15 protein-coding genes are annotated in these 15,963 nt (G+C 40.2%); 6 read left to right on the top strand and 9 right to left on the bottom strand.

Annotated features, from left to right (window positions below):
* Window positions 1-117: 117 nt before the first annotated feature.
* Window positions 118-930, top strand: a complete 813-nt coding sequence (locus V7K97_RS15335) for an SDR family NAD(P)-dependent oxidoreductase (RefSeq protein ID WP_334801890.1) — start codon at window positions 118-120, stop codon at window positions 928-930.
* Between the two features lie 309 nt (window positions 931-1,239).
* Here the strand turns inward: V7K97_RS15335 and V7K97_RS15330 are convergent, their stop codons facing one another.
* Both V7K97_RS15330 and argJ read right to left on the bottom strand, forming a co-directional pair.
* A complete protein-coding gene (locus tag V7K97_RS15330) occupies window positions 1,240-2,442 on the bottom strand; it encodes an AAA family ATPase (protein WP_334801889.1) in 1,203 nt (400 codons plus the stop codon).
* Between the two features lie 661 nt (window positions 2,443-3,103).
* Entirely contained in the window at window positions 3,104-4,267 is a 1,164-nt protein-coding gene (argJ, locus tag V7K97_RS15325; protein ID WP_334801888.1) for a bifunctional glutamate N-acetyltransferase/amino-acid acetyltransferase ArgJ, read from the bottom strand.
* 362 nt (window positions 4,268-4,629) lie between these two features.
* Between argJ and V7K97_RS15320 the strand changes: the two genes are divergently transcribed.
* Both V7K97_RS15320 and V7K97_RS15315 read left to right on the top strand, forming a co-directional pair.
* A complete protein-coding gene (locus V7K97_RS15320) occupies window positions 4,630-5,523 on the top strand; it encodes an alpha/beta fold hydrolase (protein ID WP_334801887.1) in 894 nt (297 codons plus the stop codon).
* A gap of 316 nt (window positions 5,524-5,839) precedes the next feature.
* Window positions 5,840-6,922 carry a serine/threonine protein kinase gene (locus V7K97_RS15315; RefSeq protein WP_334801934.1) on the top strand — a complete coding sequence of 361 codons (1,083 nt, stop codon included), beginning with the start codon at window positions 5,840-5,842 and terminating at the stop codon, window positions 6,920-6,922.
* A 183-nt stretch (window positions 6,923-7,105) separates the two neighbouring features.
* On the opposite strand, the gene V7K97_RS15310 is transcribed toward V7K97_RS15315, so the two are convergent.
* Window positions 7,106-7,855, bottom strand: a complete 750-nt coding sequence (locus tag V7K97_RS15310; RefSeq protein WP_334801886.1) for a Uma2 family endonuclease — start codon at window positions 7,853-7,855, stop codon at window positions 7,106-7,108.
* Window positions 7,856-7,918: 63 nt separating this feature from the next.
* A complete protein-coding gene (locus tag V7K97_RS15305; RefSeq protein ID WP_334801885.1) occupies window positions 7,919-8,707 on the bottom strand; it encodes a Uma2 family endonuclease in 789 nt (262 codons plus the stop codon).
* A gap of 182 nt (window positions 8,708-8,889) precedes the next feature.
* On the opposite strand from V7K97_RS15305, the gene uvrA reads away from it, so the two are divergent.
* Window positions 8,890-11,778, top strand: coding sequence for an excinuclease ABC subunit UvrA (uvrA, locus tag V7K97_RS15300; RefSeq protein ID WP_334801884.1), 2,889 nt, complete (start codon window positions 8,890-8,892; stop codon window positions 11,776-11,778).
* Between the two features lie 74 nt (window positions 11,779-11,852).
* Here the strand turns inward: uvrA and V7K97_RS15295 are convergent, their stop codons facing one another.
* From V7K97_RS15295 to V7K97_RS15275, 5 genes are all read right to left on the bottom strand, one after another.
* Window positions 11,853-11,984, bottom strand: a complete 132-nt coding sequence (locus V7K97_RS15295; protein WP_334801933.1) for an HNH endonuclease — start codon at window positions 11,982-11,984, stop codon at window positions 11,853-11,855.
* 54 nt (window positions 11,985-12,038) lie between these two features.
* On the bottom strand, window positions 12,039-12,965 hold the full coding sequence (locus V7K97_RS15290) for a hypothetical protein (protein WP_334801883.1): 927 nt from the start codon (window positions 12,963-12,965) through the stop codon (window positions 12,039-12,041).
* On the bottom strand, window positions 12,943-13,341 hold the full coding sequence (locus tag V7K97_RS15285; RefSeq protein WP_334801882.1) for a helix-turn-helix domain-containing protein: 399 nt from the start codon (window positions 13,339-13,341) through the stop codon (window positions 12,943-12,945). The genes V7K97_RS15290 and V7K97_RS15285 overlap by 23 nt, the downstream gene beginning before the upstream one ends.
* Window positions 13,325-13,624: a type II toxin-antitoxin system HigB family toxin gene (locus tag V7K97_RS15280; RefSeq protein WP_334801881.1), complete on the bottom strand. Its 300-nt coding sequence runs from the start codon at window positions 13,622-13,624 to the stop codon at window positions 13,325-13,327. The genes V7K97_RS15285 and V7K97_RS15280 overlap by 17 nt, the downstream gene beginning before the upstream one ends.
* A 61-nt stretch (window positions 13,625-13,685) precedes the next feature.
* Window positions 13,686-14,117 carry a DUF2358 domain-containing protein gene (locus V7K97_RS15275; protein WP_334801880.1) on the bottom strand — a complete coding sequence of 144 codons (432 nt, stop codon included), beginning with the start codon at window positions 14,115-14,117 and terminating at the stop codon, window positions 13,686-13,688.
* 196 nt (window positions 14,118-14,313) lie between these two features.
* Here V7K97_RS15275 and V7K97_RS15270 point away from each other — a divergent pair, with 196 nt between their 5' ends.
* Together V7K97_RS15270 and V7K97_RS15265 are read left to right on the top strand one after the other, a co-directional pair.
* A complete protein-coding gene (locus V7K97_RS15270; RefSeq protein WP_334801879.1) occupies window positions 14,314-15,204 on the top strand; it encodes an alpha/beta fold hydrolase in 891 nt (296 codons plus the stop codon).
* 258 nt (window positions 15,205-15,462) lie between these two features.
* On the top strand, window positions 15,463-15,927 hold the full coding sequence (locus V7K97_RS15265) for a pentapeptide repeat-containing protein (protein ID WP_334801878.1): 465 nt from the start codon (window positions 15,463-15,465) through the stop codon (window positions 15,925-15,927).
* Window positions 15,928-15,963: the final 36 nt, after the last annotated feature.

The following is a 15,963-nucleotide window of genomic DNA, read 5'->3' as shown; positions in this document are numbered from 1 at the left end:
TCAGGTGGATAGCATCATTTATTGTCTGGATAAAAATAACTACAGCAAATATTATATATTACTGTAGTTGTTTTTATAAAACTTAAATTAATTAACTCACGCTGGCAATTTTTTAGCATGAATAAAATATCTGAAAGTCGGCAAAAAAAAACTGTTCTAATTACAGGAGCGGCTAGTGGAATAGGCTATCAATTAACCCAGATATTTGCTCGCCATAGTTATAATCTTGTGTTAGTGGATAAGAATGAAGAAAAACTTACTGAAATTCTAGATGAATTTCCGCAAAAGTTTGGCATTTTTGTGAAAATTTTTGCTCAGGATTTATCTATCCCAACATCTCCAGAAGAAATTTTCACACAACTACAGCAAGCATCGATAAAAATTGATGTGCTGATTAATAATGCTGGCTTTGGTACTTATGGAGCATTTAACGAAACAGACCTCACCATTGAACTGAAAATGCTCCAGGTAAATATAGTGAGTCTGACTCATTTAACTAAGTTATTCCTCAAGGATATGGTAGAGCAAAACTATGGAAAAATATTAAATGTGGCCTCAGCTGCTGCTTTTCAACCAGGGCCTCTAATGGCAGTTTATTTTGCTACTGAAGCCTATGTATTATCATTTTCCGAAGCGATCGCTAATGAATTAGAGGGCACAGGTGTCAGCGTGACTGTTCTTTGTCCAGGCCTAACAGCATCGGAATTTCAACGAACAGCTGCAATGAAAGATTCAAAGATTGCTCGCCTTAAGAGAATGATGGAGACAGAAACCCTTGCTAAAATTGGTTATCGCGGCTTAATGACAAACAAAACCGTTGTGGTTCCTGGTATGAGAAATAAGATATTGACTGAAAGCGTAAGATTTACACCCAGAAATTTAGTAACAAAGGTCGTGAGAAGTATACACGAACTCAAAAAAAATAGGTAGCCAGATATATCTAGAACCCTTGTAGAGACGTAGCAATGCTACGTCTCTACATTCTTTTTCGGAGATGTCTAATAAAGTAGTTTATGAAAACCCGATCAACAGATTCTTTCGTATAAAAAATCTGTTGATCGGGTTTAGTCCAATACGCTTGGGTTAAGGGCTACTGGCAACAATTTTTGGTTTTCGAGTTTTCGAGACGCGATAAATCGCCGTCTCTACAAGAGGTACACCCAAATCTTGTTTACCAAGGTTAGTAGCTTTGAAAACGTACCTCACTAGGTCGGGAACCGCTATAGGGAGTGGTGTAGTTTAAACAAATAGTTGCGTGAACTCATATATTAAATCCACCCTACCCTTACGTAACATGGCTGGATCTAATCTTTCAGTAGTGTTGCAAGTCATCAAGATAACTAACCGTTGTTGCATCTGAATACCAGAGTCATCAATTACACTCTGATACAAAGTGCCATCCAGCAAACTTAGAATGTGTTCGGTTTTGTTATTGTATTGGGCTACCTCAGAAGCACGATTTTGGGCTAGATTATCAGCTTCGTTAATAACGATACAAATACGCTCTATGTAAGTTGGGGGGACAAAGTTAGCGATCGCATCATGATCTAAAATAAAAATTACATACCCTAATGGTACAAGAATTTCTTTGGCTACTGCCTGTGTCCACACTGTTTTACCAGTACCCGGTTGCCCATGTACAACAACCGCTAACTGGTTTTGATTCAAAATCGCTTGCTGTACAGAATCAGTAAAGTTTTGGATATCTGCGGGAAATGTCCGAATGTTAAATTGACTATGAACTTTACCTACACGACTTTGATATCCACTCAGCATCACCGCTAAGTCATAAGTCGCTTTGTTAATTAGTGGGGCGAGATTTTTCGCCATTAAGCTATATTGTCGTCGCCCGCGATCGTAGGGATCAATTTGCAACCAAACGTCATGCTTTGCCCAGTATGCATAAACAGTATTGATAACGTCTAAGCGTTCCCAGCTAATAAATTTATCGATAGGAAAATAAAAATCTCTTTCTGAGTGATACTGGGTAATAATGTCGGGACTACCCAACACACCTAAAACTCGCAGTACGGTAATTTCTTGCAGTCGGTTCAGAACATAATCAATAGGGATGCTACTACGACTGACAAATTGCACGATGGGCGTTTCCGTACTCAAAACATCTTTGTAGCGATGATCTGGTGATTGAGGATCTGGTGTGATGTAATTCCAAAACTTTTCAACTTCGTAGCGGGTATTATCAGATACAACACTTAATAAATTAGCCCACCAAGCATAATTATTTCGTCCCAAAATATCAGCAACATTACTCGCTAAATTCAAACTTTTTTGAGTTAATTCGCGGGAGTCACTATACAATATTTGCCACAAAAACTCCCAGTCTAATTCTCGGTTAAACGGTCGCCAACCACAAGCAATCAAGCTTTGCTTGGTATTATTTGTAGGAGTTCCTTCATTGCTTCTAAAATAGTCAAAATCCATATTTATTAGTTATGCAGCGTTAATCGAGTTATTTTGTGTGAAATAGGAGATTTTAAAAAAGTTTTCTCATAATGTAAGCTAACTGCGTACAAATGGTGATTTTATTTCCACCGTACTGTCCTAGTTAGGAAGTCTTTTTAATTTAACTCATTCCCAATGTAACATACTATATTACATGATGACCACAGGTATCAGCTTTTTTAACGAAGCAATTGGTAAGTTGGAGTTTACTTTTAGGTATTGATGTAAGTAAGTCGGTGAGAAAAATTCAATGTATATGAAGAAATATAAATTAGCTGTAGGGTGTGTTATGCCTTATAGCAACGCACCTGAGATTGTTGACGGTGCGGCGCTTGGCGACAACACACCCTACATGAAAATTCCTTAACATAGCTGGAAATCTTAGCACCGACTTACTTACCTGCGCTACTTATCCATCTCTACATGAGGACTAATATTATGGGGAGCATCTCACTTTGATAAAAAGCCCTAGCGAATGGAATTCGCGACTACAAGAGACTTTACCCGCCTACGCGGGTTTCCAATTTCTTAAGTCCGTGCAGGTGGCGTTTCCGTTGGCGCAGCCTCTCGAAGACAAGGGTAGGCCAAGGGCGAACGTTTGTGTAGCCGCGATTTCTAATCGCCAAGTATATTTACTTAATCAAGTCGAGTATTTGCCATTGATTTCTATGTAACCCTCTGAAAGATCGCAACCCCATACAGTTGCAGATGCTTCACCAATATTGAGACTAACATGAATATCTACTTGATCTTTGGACATAATTTGCCGCAACTGTTCCAGATTTTCATTAGTTAAGGTATTAGGATAAACTTTTACGTTATCAAAACTAATGACAACTAGTTCTGGATTTATCTGCTGTTCATTTTCACATTTGCCTATAGCCATAGCAACTCGTCCCCAATTGGGATCGGCTCCATAGACGGCGGTTTTTACTAATGGTGAATTCACAATTGATTTAGCTACTTTTTTCGCTTGGGTATAGTTAATCGCCGAATCTACAGTTACCTCAATAATCTTGGTAGCACCTTCTGCATCTCTGGCAATTTTCAGCACTAATTCTTGTGCAACTTCTTGCAATGCATTAGCAAAATCTGCTTCGGAAACTTCACCAGCTAAACCATTAGCTAGAATTACGGCGGAGTCGCTAGTAGAAGTGTCAGTGTCTACACTCAGACAGTTAAAGGTTTTATCTATAGTCGAGCGAAAAATAGAACGAAGGCTATTTGCAGAAATTGCCGCATCAGTAAAAAAGAAAGTTAGGAGAGTCGCCATATTAGGCTCAATCATCCCGACACCTTTAGCAATTCCTACGAGCTTGGCATTTCCGATTTGGCGTGTAGCTAATTTCGCTACTGTATCGGTGGTCATAATCGCACGGGCGGCGGCATGAAAATCAGCATCAGTCAATTTGTTGCCCAATCCTAATAAACCTGTTCGGATTTTTTCAATTGGGTAACGTCTACCAATTACACCTGTAGAAGCTATGACAATATTATGTGCAGCAATTCCAGTTTCAGTTGCAACTAATTGTAGAACTTCTTGGGCATCAGCGATGCCAATAGAACCATTAGCTACATTGGCATTTTTAGATATAACGACGATTCCTTGTGCTTGTGAATCTTTTAAGTTATCACGGCTAATAGTAACACTTGGCCCAGCAAAAAGACTTTGAGTGAAGACTCCATCAGCAACACAAGGAACTGATGATTTAATAAATACAAAATCATCTGTTGTATCTCGGATTCCTAAATTAGTAATAAATGCACTAAAACCTTGAGGTGTGGAAGATATAGGGAATGACATTTTTCTGGATTTAATAATTTGCTTCAATTATCCCATACCATTTCCACAAATATTTACGACATCAGAATCGGCTGTGGGGACAGATGTACGCCCAATATGGTTCGGTTAAGTGATGACCCTCTTAAAAAAGGTTAAATGTTGCAATACGCTTGGGTTAAGGCTAAAACTTTTGATCAAAGTCGATTTTTTTACGAACCACAGAGGCGCAGAGGAAACAGAGAGAAGAAAAAATGCTTAACTGAACTGTATTGGTAAATGTTGTCCATCGATTGCCACTTTATAGCTGAATGTTTCCTTGCATTTGTTCGAGTAATTTTTGTACTATAAGTAGAGCCAATCCTGAACCTTTATTAAGATTAATAATGACTGTAACTACACAGCAGCTTGCAACCCAAGACGCTTTTGAAAAATTCTTTTGGAATTGGCAAGGCTATAAAATCCAGTACACTGTTATGGGCACAGGATGCCCTTTGGTATTGGTTCACGGCTTTGGTGCTTCTATTGGCCACTGGCGCAAAAATATCCCAGTTTTAGCTAATGCTGGCTACCAGGTATTTGCTATAGACCTTTTAGGTTTTGGTGGTTCTGATAAAGCGCCCATTGATTACAGTGTGGAAGTTTGGGTGGAACTGCTGAAAGATTTTTGCACGGCACACATAGACGAACCTGCTGTTTTTATTGGCAACTCCATCGGCGCACTTTTAAGCTTGATTGTACTGGTAGAACATCCAGAAATTGCGGCTGGTGGTATTTTAATTAACTCTGCGGGTGGGTTGAGTCATCGTCCCCACGAATTGAACCCGCCGCTACGGATGGTGATGGCAGCTTTTAATCGGTTTGTGCGATCGCCTATTACAGGTAAATTTGTCTATAACCGCATCCGCCAAAAATCCCAGATTCGCCGTACCCTTTACCAAGTTTACCGCGATCGCCAAGCCGTCACCAATGAATTAGTCGATTTACTTTATACTCCCTCTTGTGACCCAGGAGCGCAACAAGTCTTCGCCTCCATTCTCACAGCGCCTCCTGGCCCAAGTCCAGAGGAACTTTTGCCCAAAGTCCAACGTCCTTTATTAGTAATTTGGGGTGCTGATGACCCTTGGACACCAATTACCGGGGCAAAGATTTACGAAAAGGCGCGTGAGAATGGCAAAGAAATCAAAATTGTTCCCATTCCCAATGCCGGTCATTGTCCCCACGATGAGGTTCCAGATGTTGTCAATGCCCAGATTGTTGATTGGCTAGGGCAAAGGTAATTATTTCGCGCCAAGACGCAAAGGCAAAGACGCTTTCTGCCGATATGCCTTGTCCCAGGTAGGGTAAAAATGGGGCTAACAATCTGGGTGAGTGGATCTTAATTTTGGGAGTATGCCAAATGTGCAAAAACCTTGATAGCCCTCATCCCCTAACCCCTTCTCCCATGTTTGGGAGAAGGGGAAATAGAGCGATGTCTCCCCTCTCCCATATATGGGAGAGGGGCTGGGGGTGAGGGAAAAGAGTTAAGCAAAATTGGGATACTCCCTTAATTTTTTAATCGCACCTTGACATGATCAAACTCGTATGCAGTGTGAAATGGAGCTTGATGTGCATAATGGACATAAAGGGGTAATTCCCTTAAATCACCATCCAGATTTTTCTGAACAAGGCTATCAAGTTATCAGCGAACTAGGATGTAATAGAGAAGGGGGACGGATTACTTATCTAGCTAATGTCCTCAACTCTAATCAACAGGTGGTAATTAAAGAGTTTTGTTTTGCTCGTGCTAGTGCTGATTTATCAGGCGTGAAAGCATATCAGCGCGAAATTGAAATTTTGCAACAACTGAATCATTCCCGCATCCCTCGCTATATAGATTCCTTTGAAATGCCAGGGGTTTTTTATTTGGTGCAGGAATATAAAAATGCGCCATCCTTGGGTTTAAAACGCAGCTTTCATCCTGAAGAAATTAAGCAAATTGCTCTGTCAATTTTAGAAATTTTAGTTTATTTGCAAAAGCAAGTTTCCCCAATTATTCATCGGGATATTAAGCCAGAGAATATTTTGGTTGATGAACAACTAAATGCTTATCTGGTTGATTTTGGGTTGGCGAGAACACAGGGTGCAAAAATAGCTCTTAGTAGCTTTATAGCTGGAACCCCAGGATTTATACCGCCAGAGGAACAGTTTGGTCATTCTCTGACTAAGGCATCAGATTTATATAGTTTAGGAGCAACACTAATTTGCTTACTTACTAATATCTGTTCGGTTGAGATTGGGAAATTAATTGATGATAACTATCGCTTTAACTTCCAGCAATTAGTTCCTCATATCAGTCCGCGTTTTGAGTCGTGGTTAATGAAAATGGTGGAACGCAATCGCAAACGTCGCTATGCTAATGCGGCTGTTGCGTTGAAAGTACTTAAGTCCATTGAGGTTGTTGGTAATGCCACCAGGATAGAAACTTTAGTTAGTACAATCAAATCTAGAAAACGAGCTACAGTACTGGGACTAGCCACAGTTGTTACACTGGCTGCGGTTGGGGCAATTTTGATGAGTTGTCAGCCTGGTGATCCGGTTAGGCAATTGCTGAAAGCTAGAGAACGTCAACGTTTTGATCCTGAGTTTAAATGTAGAGTAAAAGGCGATCTGACTTTTCACGTTCTGTGGAAAAGCTAACGATTGACCTAACCCCCTAACTCCCTTCCCTACAAGGTAAGGGGGAAAATTCAAAGTCTCTCTCCTTTTAGGAGAGAGAAATAGAAGTGAGGTTTTCCAGATACCGTGAAAAGTAAGAAAGGCGTAGGCGTAGCCCGTCGTAGACATCGCTTGGTAAAAAAGAAATGCGATCGCACTTCCGAGTTAAACTTCCGGTTCGACTCCCAGCGCTTTTAACTGAGCGGCTAATCTCTCTGCACGCTGGCGTTCTTGTGCTGCAAGCTGTTGAGCAGCGTTTTTCTCTTGCCGTTCTTTTGCTGCTAACTCCAAACCCCACAGCAATAGTTCGCCGTTGTCATCCCACCAACGTAACCAATAACCTGCGCGGTTTTCTCGGCTTCCTTGCCATACGCCTAAAAACAAGTTCATTTCGCCAATCCAGTGGCGATTATTTACATCTGGTGTTTGCAGTTCATAATTTCCTAAATCATCTCGTCGATAAACTTCTAAGACTCCTTGCTCTGGTTCAAAAATGGCATAGTTTGGCACTTGTAAAATCTGCTCATAATAGAACCATTTCCCAGGGGGATAGGTTGGTTTACTAGAATACTCTCCACCTTCGGTATCTGAGAGAAATTCCATCACAATTACGGGAATATCGCCTTGCAGTCTTGGGGTATAACTGCGCTTCACTTCTTCTCGTGAGACTCCAATAGATGATACATATCCCCAATCTGGTGCTTTGAGTACAAATCGATTATTCAAAGTGGCGCAGATGCCGTAGTTGGTGATGGTTAAAGCATTGGCGGGCAATTTGCCAGCCAGTTCCAAGCTTTCTGTTAAAGCAGCAGCCAATAGTGGCTGATTAATGTTATCCACTGGTTCATTCTCTAAAACAAAATCATCAGGTAACTTTTCCCAGGTGACATCATGGCTGGTGGCATTGGCTAGCATAATCAGAATATCTCAAGTACAAATTCAATTTCTAATGGCCTGATTAAAAAATTGCATACGGCATTACTCTTGAGCAAGGGTTTGCACTTCTTCTACTGACAATCCCAATGCTTGGGCAATCTGTTCGATGCTCAAATTCATTTGCAATAATCGGGGTATGGCATCTCTTCTGGCTTGTTCTGCAAGTTCAGCCCGTTGGCGTTCTTGTTCAGCCCGTTGTCGTTCTTGTTCAGCCCGTTGTCGTTCAAGTTCTGCGTTGCGGGAAATTTCTGTATAAGTTAAAAACCGTTCTCCATCAGGGCGATATAGCTGCAAACCTTCTGATGATGGAACAAACCGAATTTTTAACCGAGGACTCACCCAATCTGCCATTTGGGGGATGACATCTAAGCCATCTTCACCGCGTAACCAACCGTGCAAATTATTTTTCTCAGGATCGTAAATGTAGTACTCTTCCACGCCATAACGGTCATAGAAAAGTAATTTCTTATCCATTTCACTTTGGGTGTTGCTGGGAGAAAGAATTTCAAACACCACTTGTGGGGTAACTCCCTCCTCCTTCCATTGTTGGTAGCACAAGCGATGTCTACGACGGGCTACGCCTACGCCTTTTGGTCTACCTAATACCACCATCACATCTGGGGCGTTAACAATTTTGTTGCGTCCCTCTACCGGATACCAAAATAAATCCCCAGCGACAAATACATTTGGATTGTCGGCAAATAGCCACTCTATATTCTGCTTAATTTCTACAATCCAGCCAAACTGTATGGTATTATTAGCAACTGGTTGTCCGTCACTATCTGGGTAGATGACCTCTGGCTGGGTCGGCGGTTGGATTTGCGATACCATAGCTTCGCCCTCAGAAGGAGATTTAATCGGGATGCTTCCAAATTAGCAGACTCTTAAGTATGTCTGCGGCATGAATCTGGAATGATAACTAACTATAACAGTACTATTGTTCTACAATAAACCGATTAAAGATAGTATTATTAAGGACTGTTTCATCAGAAACTACCTCTTCGCCGCCCAATATGTCAGACCAACAGCTAGCAGCATCCTTGAATGGCCATCTTCCGTACCCCAGCCACAACAGCCAGAATACCATTCGGATTCGGGGTGCTAGGCAGCATAATCTGAAAAATATTGACTTGGAATTGCCACGCGATCGCCTAATCGTATTTACTGGCGTTTCTGGCTCTGGTAAGTCTTCCCTAGCTTTTGATACCATTTTCGCTGAAGGGCAACGTCGCTATGTAGAATCCCTCAGCGCCTACGCACGGCAATTTCTCGGACAGTTGGATAAGCCGGATGTGGAAGCCATTGAAGGCTTAAGTCCAGCAATTTCTATTGACCAAAAATCAACGTCTCATAACCCCCGTTCCACTGTCGGTACAGTGACAGAGATTTACGACTATTTGCGGCTGTTGTTTGGTCGGGCTGGTGAACCCCATTGTCCGATATGCGATCGCTGTATTGCACCCCAGACAATCGATGAGATGTGCGATCGCATCATGGAATTACCAGATCGCACCCGCTTCCAAATCCTAGCACCCGTTGTTCGCGGTAAAAAAGGCACACACCGTAAGCTTTTGTCAAGTCTGGCTTCCCTTGGTTTTGTCCGAGTGCGAATCAATGGCGAGGTACGCGAACTGTCAGATTCCATTGAATTGGATAAAAATTTTACCCACGCCATCGAAGTGGTAATTGACCGCTTGGTGAAAAAAGATGATATCCAAGAGCGTTTGGTTGATTCCCTGTCTACGTGTCTCAAGCAATCGGGTGGTATTGCGACCATTCTGGTGAGTCTACTTGGTGACGACGGACAAGAAAAAGAAGAAGAATTAGTATTTTCGGAAAACTTTGCTTGTCCAGAACATGGCGCGGTAATGGAGGAATTATCGCCGCGATTGTTCTCCTTTAACTCGCCTTATGGTGCTTGTCCGCACTGTCATGGCATTGGGACTTTAAGAAGATTCGCGCCAGACTTGATTGTACCCGACTGGGAAGCGCCAGTTTATGCTGCGATCGCGCCTTGGTCAGAAAAAGATAATTCTTATTATTTGGAATTACTCTACAGCGTCGGACAGATTTATGGATTTGAGTTACAAACAAATTGGAGCAAACTGACAGAAGAACAGCAGCAAATTATTTTGTTTGGAGAGAAAGATGAACGAGCCGCAGAAGCACAAAGAAAGCAGAGTTTTAAAGGTGCTATTCCAATTTTGCAACGGCAGTATGAAGGTGGTTCAGAATTAGTTAAGCAAAAATTAGAGCAGTATTTAATTGACCAGCCATGTGAAGTTTGTCATGGAAAACGGTTAAAACCGGAAGCCTTGGCGGTGAAATTGGGACAATATGGAATTTTAGAATTGACTACCGTATCAATTCGGGATTGTCGGGAGAGAATTGAGCAATTCCAGTTGAGCGATCGCCAGTTACAAATTGCTGATTTAGTATTGAGAGAAATCAAAGCTAGATTGCAATTTTTGTTAGATGTCGGCTTAGATTATCTCACCCTTGATCGTCCAGCCATGACGCTTTCCGGTGGTGAAGCCCAACGAATTCGTCTAGCAACGCAAATTGGTTCTGGATTAACGGGAGTTCTCTACGTCTTAGATGAACCGAGTATTGGTTTGCATCAACGAGATAATGGTAGGTTGCTCAAAACCTTAACTAAATTGCGCGATTTGGGTAATACATTAATTGTTGTTGAACACGATGAAGAAACAATTCGTGCAGCTAACTACATAGTTGATATTGGCCCTGGTGCAGGAATTCACGGCGGAAATATTGTCGCCCAAGGTGATTTTCAGGCGTTATTAGCAGCAGAAGATTCCTTGACGGGTGCATATTTATCAGGAAGGCGAGTAATTACCACACCAGCAGAACGTCGAGAAGGAAATGGGCGCAGTTTGGGAATTAAAAATGCCCATCGCAACAATTTACAAAATATAGATGTAGACATTCCACTAGGTAAACTCGTCTCCATTACTGGTGTGTCTGGTTCTGGCAAATCTACCCTAATTAACGAATTACTGTATCCATCTCTGCAACACCATTTAACTAAGAAAGTTCCCTTACCCAGACATTTGGATAAAATTCAGGGATTAAACGCGGTTGATAAAGCGATCGTTATCGATCAATCTCCCATTGGACGCACACCACGTTCTAACCCTGCAACTTACACAGGAATTTTCGATGCCATTCGAGATGTATTTTCCCAAACAGTAGAAGCCAAAGCTAGGGGTTATAAACCTGGACAATTCTCCTTTAACGTTAAAGGTGGACGTTGTGAAGCTTGTAGCGGACAGGGCGTGAATGTGATTGAAATGAACTTTCTCCCGGATGTTTACGTGCAATGCGAAGTTTGTAAGGGTGCAAGATACAACCGCGAAACTTTGCAAGTGAAGTATAAAGATAAGTCTATATCTGATGTTTTGAGAATGACAGTTGAGGAAAGTTTAGACTTTTTCCAGAATATTCCCAAAGCGATCGCGCGTTTGCAAACTTTATTTGATGTCGGCTTGGGTTATGTCCAACTAGGACAACCTGCGACTACCTTATCTGGTGGGGAAGCGCAACGGGTAAAATTGGCAACAGAACTATCTCGACGCGCTACAGGTAAGACACTTTATTTAATAGATGAACCAACGACAGGGTTATCTTTTTACGATGTCCACAAATTGTTAGATGTGTTGCAACGATTGGTAGATAAAGGTAATTCAATATTAGTAATTGAACACAACTTAGATGTAATTCGTTGTTCTGATTGGGTGATAGATTTGGGACCAGAAGGTGGTGACAAAGGGGGAGAATTGATTGCAGTGGGGACACCGGAGGAAGTTGCAAAAAATCCCAGGTCTTATACTGGGCAATATTTACAGCAGGTGTTGAAACAATATCCGGCGATGAAATCTTAGTTTTTTCCGAGTAGGGTGTATTATATAAAACTAAACCATCCTATCTCTAAATTTTATCCCTAGTTTGAGACTATTTAATTTTTGAATGTTGTATTGCAGTATAGGTGAGTTAACTGTGCATTATCTAAATTACCTAAGCCACCATCTTCTTTTCTTGTTTTGTGATCTATAGATATAGAGTGACTGTGAAGATACCCACCACAGATTTTACATCTTTGAACTTTAGGTAAAGCATCTCTGATAAAAGCTGCTGCTTTGGTTTATCGTGAAAAAGTTTTACTTTGAGTTTCACTTGTGTTAACTCTAGATTTCATTTTTAAGGAACCAAAAGTTTTTTCGGCTATGATTTCCTTCATAACATTTTTTTTATCTACACCTTTTATTAATTTTTCAACTATTGTCAAATAAAAATCTTTAACTTTTTCTCGTGCCTTGACTGCACTACTTTTACTTACAATTTGTGGAACTAAATCATCATGTTGCCAAATCAAAAATTCAAAATCTTTCCTGCATTTTATAAATTTATCATAAGATTTGTTTTTTCCTAAATATAATACCAAGCTAACAACACCATAAAATGAACCTACTCTATATCGACTATCGTGAGTATAGAAATATATCAGTGGGTGAAGCCCAAGAGATGAAGGATCATTAGTATTTATTCTCTGGGCTAATTTTTGACAATTCGTTAAGAACTTTACAGTATTTTCCGCTGTTGGATCATCATTCAAATCTAGTTCATTTTCTGCTTCTATATTGTTAACTATATTAACAAATTCTAAGATAAATTCATTTTTCTGTGAAGTTGATAGATTTCCTACCATTGGAACATCTGTAGTTTTTATAGGATTTTTAAGCTTAGGCTCAAAAAGAAGTTGATGTATTTCTTGAGCGAGTTTTTCAATTTTATCTTGTTTATCTTGTGAGAACTCTGACCAATATTTATGGCCATTACCACTTCTCATAATTGCACGAGCAGCAACACCATTAGGTTTATTCCTAGCTTTTAATAAACGCATTTCAGTTGGACTAATAGGCGCTGCTTTTTGATTAATGTTAAAAAATGAATCTGCTGCTTTAGATACATTACCGCCAACCCACTGAAGTTGGATACCCAAACTGCCCAAATTTCTTGCTCTTTCAAGTGTTTTTTGATCTATTTTATCAAAGAAACAAGCTTGGCTCAACGTGAAAAAAATTTCCCAAAGCCTCAGCTTGTTCTTTCGTGATTTCTAACTCGCGATTCATAATTTTAGTAACAATCTCGCTCGAACCAAGAATTTCTACCAAATCAGCTTGTTCCAAACCCCTAGCTTCCATCAAATGCAAGAGTCTTGAATAAGGTGTTGAAACATTAAGCTGATAGTGCTTATCTTCAAAATCCTCAATCAGTTTTACCAATAATTCCAACAAAGCATCTTCTTCAGGAGTCAGATGAGAACGAGAAAGCAGTTCTTCAACAGTCTCTAAAAACTTCTCGTTTTCCTCTTCTGTCTTGATAATCCGAGGTTGATGTTGAGACAGCAAGTGGCTGTAAATATCTGAATTAAAAGTAAGGGTCATTTTTCCAGGAGTCTTTGTCATATTCGGCATGAGTTAAGACATATTTTATATAGATGACCTGCTTTTCATAGTTAATACTAGCAATTAAGCGGTATTTATTACCTTTGATGTTGAAAATTATAAACTTGCTTACTGCTTCGGCTTGAGGATAAATAGTTTGAACTTCTAGTAAATTAGCCCAGTCTGCTTTACTAGCAGTTATGTACCAGTCATCAAGTGCTTCACAGCAATCAGCGTGTTTTTGGCAGAATTGTCGTAGCTTTTTCCGACTGATAACGTGCATTAATTTCTTATTTCGGGGTTTCTCTGCTTGTTCTGGATAAATTTTTTAACTCACCATGTATCTAATTAGTCATATCTCCCCTTTGCCAAAATTGCTTTAATATCTCACCAGGTTTTCGATCCCATGTGTCAATATGCTCGTATATCAAATTATCTTGGTTGAGTTTATAAGTTGAATAGCCATTAAAAAGCAAACCAGCTTTCCAAGGAACACGCAAAACTCCCCGCACTGTCCACTTTGCTAAAATCGTGTCTTCGGCTGACTGAGAAACTTCATGGACATCAAAGTAAATTTGGGTAAAAAATAGCCGAGCGTGAAATCGCAAAGTCCAAAATATAATCCGATAGTTAAATTTGTATTTGAATGTATTCACCGGGTCTTTAAAATAGATATCCTGTGTATAAATTTGATATGAGATATCTTTCTCAAAAAGTGTTGGTAAATCCTCTTTTAGAGTCTTAATTACCCGTTCCACTGGCAATTTAAATTCCACGCGCCTTTTTCCTTAAAAAATGATTTTCAGGTAGGGGCAATTCATGAATTGCCCCTACAGCGTGTAATTTTGCGTAAGTCCTACAGATATCTAATATCTATCCAAAGGAGAATTGCAATTTTAGAACTATCTATTAATATATATTTTTACGAAAAACATTACATATAATAACCATCACCAACAAAAAATACAAGAGATGTCTGTAATAGAAGTGACTTGGAAACACGATTATATAACGACTAATGGGGTGAAACTACACTACGTTACCCAAGGTGAAGGCCCCTTAATGTTGATGTTGCATGGGTTTCCTGAATTTTGGTACTCTTGGCGGCATCAAATACCAGAATTTGCCCAAGATTTTAAAGTTGTCGCCCTTGACTTACGTGGCTACAACGACAGTGATAAGCCAAATGAGCAATCAGCTTATGTCATGGATGAATTTCTCAAAGATGTTGAGGGAGTAATTAAAGCTTTAGGATATCAAAAATGTGTTTTAGTTGGACATGATTGGGGTGGTGCGATCGCATGGAATTTTGCATACACTCACCCGGAAATGGTAGAGCGATTAATTATCCTTAATCTACCTCATCCTGCCAAATTTGCCGAAGGCTTACGCACTTTCCAACAGTTGCAGCGTAGTTATTATATATTCCTCTTTCAACTGCCTTGGTTCCCGGAAGTATTTTTACAATCTTCAGACTACCAAGCAATTGAAACAATTTTTAAAGGTACAGCAGTTAACAAGAGTGCTTTCACTAAAGCGGATATTGACGCTTATAAAGATGCTGCGGCAAAACGTGGTGCCCTCACCGCAATGTTGAACTACTACCGCAATATTTTTCAACAGAGAATGCTAAATCAAAATTGGGGCATTCTGGAAGTGCCAACACTGATGATTTGGGGAGAAAATGACACTGCACTCGGTAAGGAACTAACCTATAATACCGCAGCATACATCAGGGATTTTCAAATCAAGTATATTCCTAATTGTGGTCATTGGGTGCAACAAGAACAGCCAGAATTGGTTAATCAGTATATGCAGAAATTTCTGAAGACTGAAGCTAAAACATCAATTGATCAAGTATAAATACTTATCAAACCAGTGATTGCGAATAACGCCAGCTTTTAAAAAGATTTAATAGTGATTTAACATTGCCCGTTTTGAAGACTTATCGTTTAAAAATCACCAAAAATCAGAATTAATGGGATTTTTGACATCATTTTTATCTCTGTTTCAGATCACAAGTAAGTTGTCAAGAGATAGATTGACCTTACGAAGTTTAGTGAGATAATAGAGTTGTGAGGGATAGAACGGACGCAACTTGATTATTTAAGGGGGAAAATTATGAAACTCCAGCTATTAGTGGCCATGGCCTTAGCAACTCCCCTATTTTTCACGACTTCGGTTAGAGCCGAGAATCCGCAGGACTTACAAAAGCTGCTTTCAACTGGGGAATGTATTAAGTGTGATTTATCAGGAGCTAACCTCAGTGGCGCTCATTTAATTGGTGCTGACTTGAGAGGCTCGAAGCTGCAAGGAGCAAACCTTGTAGGAGCTAACCTCGAAGGTGCTGACTTAACTGGTGCAAACTTGGCAGGTGCTAACCTAACATCCGCTTATGTAACCAATGTGAATTTGAAGCAAGTTAATCTCAACGGAGTAAATTTTACTCGCGCGACGATTCACGATTCTAATGTGTATCAAGCATCAATGAATGATCTCAACCTCACTGATGCAGAAATATTTAACACTGGAATCGGTATTGGTGGAGAAGATTCCAGCGGCCCCATCGTTCCCGATTGGAAATAGCCTCAACTAAGTTGGCAGGTTAAAATCAACACAACA

The sequence above is a fragment of the Nostoc sp. genome (assembly GCF_036917815.1).
Taxonomy (GTDB): Bacteria; Cyanobacteriota; Cyanobacteriia; order Cyanobacteriales; family Nostocaceae; genus Nostoc.
This window is presented reverse-complemented; position numbering and strand designations above follow the sequence as displayed.

Excerpts from the sequence above, each read along its gene's own strand:
- V7K97_RS15285 (WP_334801882.1), bottom strand. The coding sequence starts at position 13,341 with ATGACCCTTACTTTTAATTCAGATATTTACAGCCACTTGCTGTCTCAA.
- V7K97_RS15330 (WP_334801889.1), bottom strand. The coding sequence starts at position 2,442 with ATGGATTTTGACTATTTTAGAAGCAATGAAGGAACTCCTACAAATAAT.
- V7K97_RS15265 (WP_334801878.1), top strand. The coding sequence starts at position 15,463 with ATGAAACTCCAGCTATTAGTGGCCATGGCCTTAGCAACTCCCCTATTT.
- V7K97_RS15335 (WP_334801890.1), top strand. The coding sequence starts at position 118 with ATGAATAAAATATCTGAAAGTCGGCAAAAAAAAACTGTTCTAATTACA.
- uvrA (WP_334801884.1), top strand. The coding sequence starts at position 8,890 with ATGTCAGACCAACAGCTAGCAGCATCCTTGAATGGCCATCTTCCGTAC.
- V7K97_RS15305 (WP_334801885.1), bottom strand. The coding sequence starts at position 8,707 with ATGGTATCGCAAATCCAACCGCCGACCCAGCCAGAGGTCATCTACCCA.
- argJ (WP_334801888.1), bottom strand. The coding sequence starts at position 4,267 with ATGTCATTCCCTATATCTTCCACACCTCAAGGTTTTAGTGCATTTATT.
- V7K97_RS15270 (WP_334801879.1), top strand. The coding sequence starts at position 14,314 with ATGTCTGTAATAGAAGTGACTTGGAAACACGATTATATAACGACTAAT.
- V7K97_RS15320 (WP_334801887.1), top strand. The coding sequence starts at position 4,630 with ATGACTGTAACTACACAGCAGCTTGCAACCCAAGACGCTTTTGAAAAA.
- V7K97_RS15315 (WP_334801934.1), top strand. The coding sequence starts at position 5,840 with ATGGAGCTTGATGTGCATAATGGACATAAAGGGGTAATTCCCTTAAAT.
- V7K97_RS15310 (WP_334801886.1), bottom strand. The coding sequence starts at position 7,855 with ATGCTAGCCAATGCCACCAGCCATGATGTCACCTGGGAAAAGTTACCT.
- V7K97_RS15280 (WP_334801881.1), bottom strand. The coding sequence starts at position 13,624 with ATGCACGTTATCAGTCGGAAAAAGCTACGACAATTCTGCCAAAAACAC.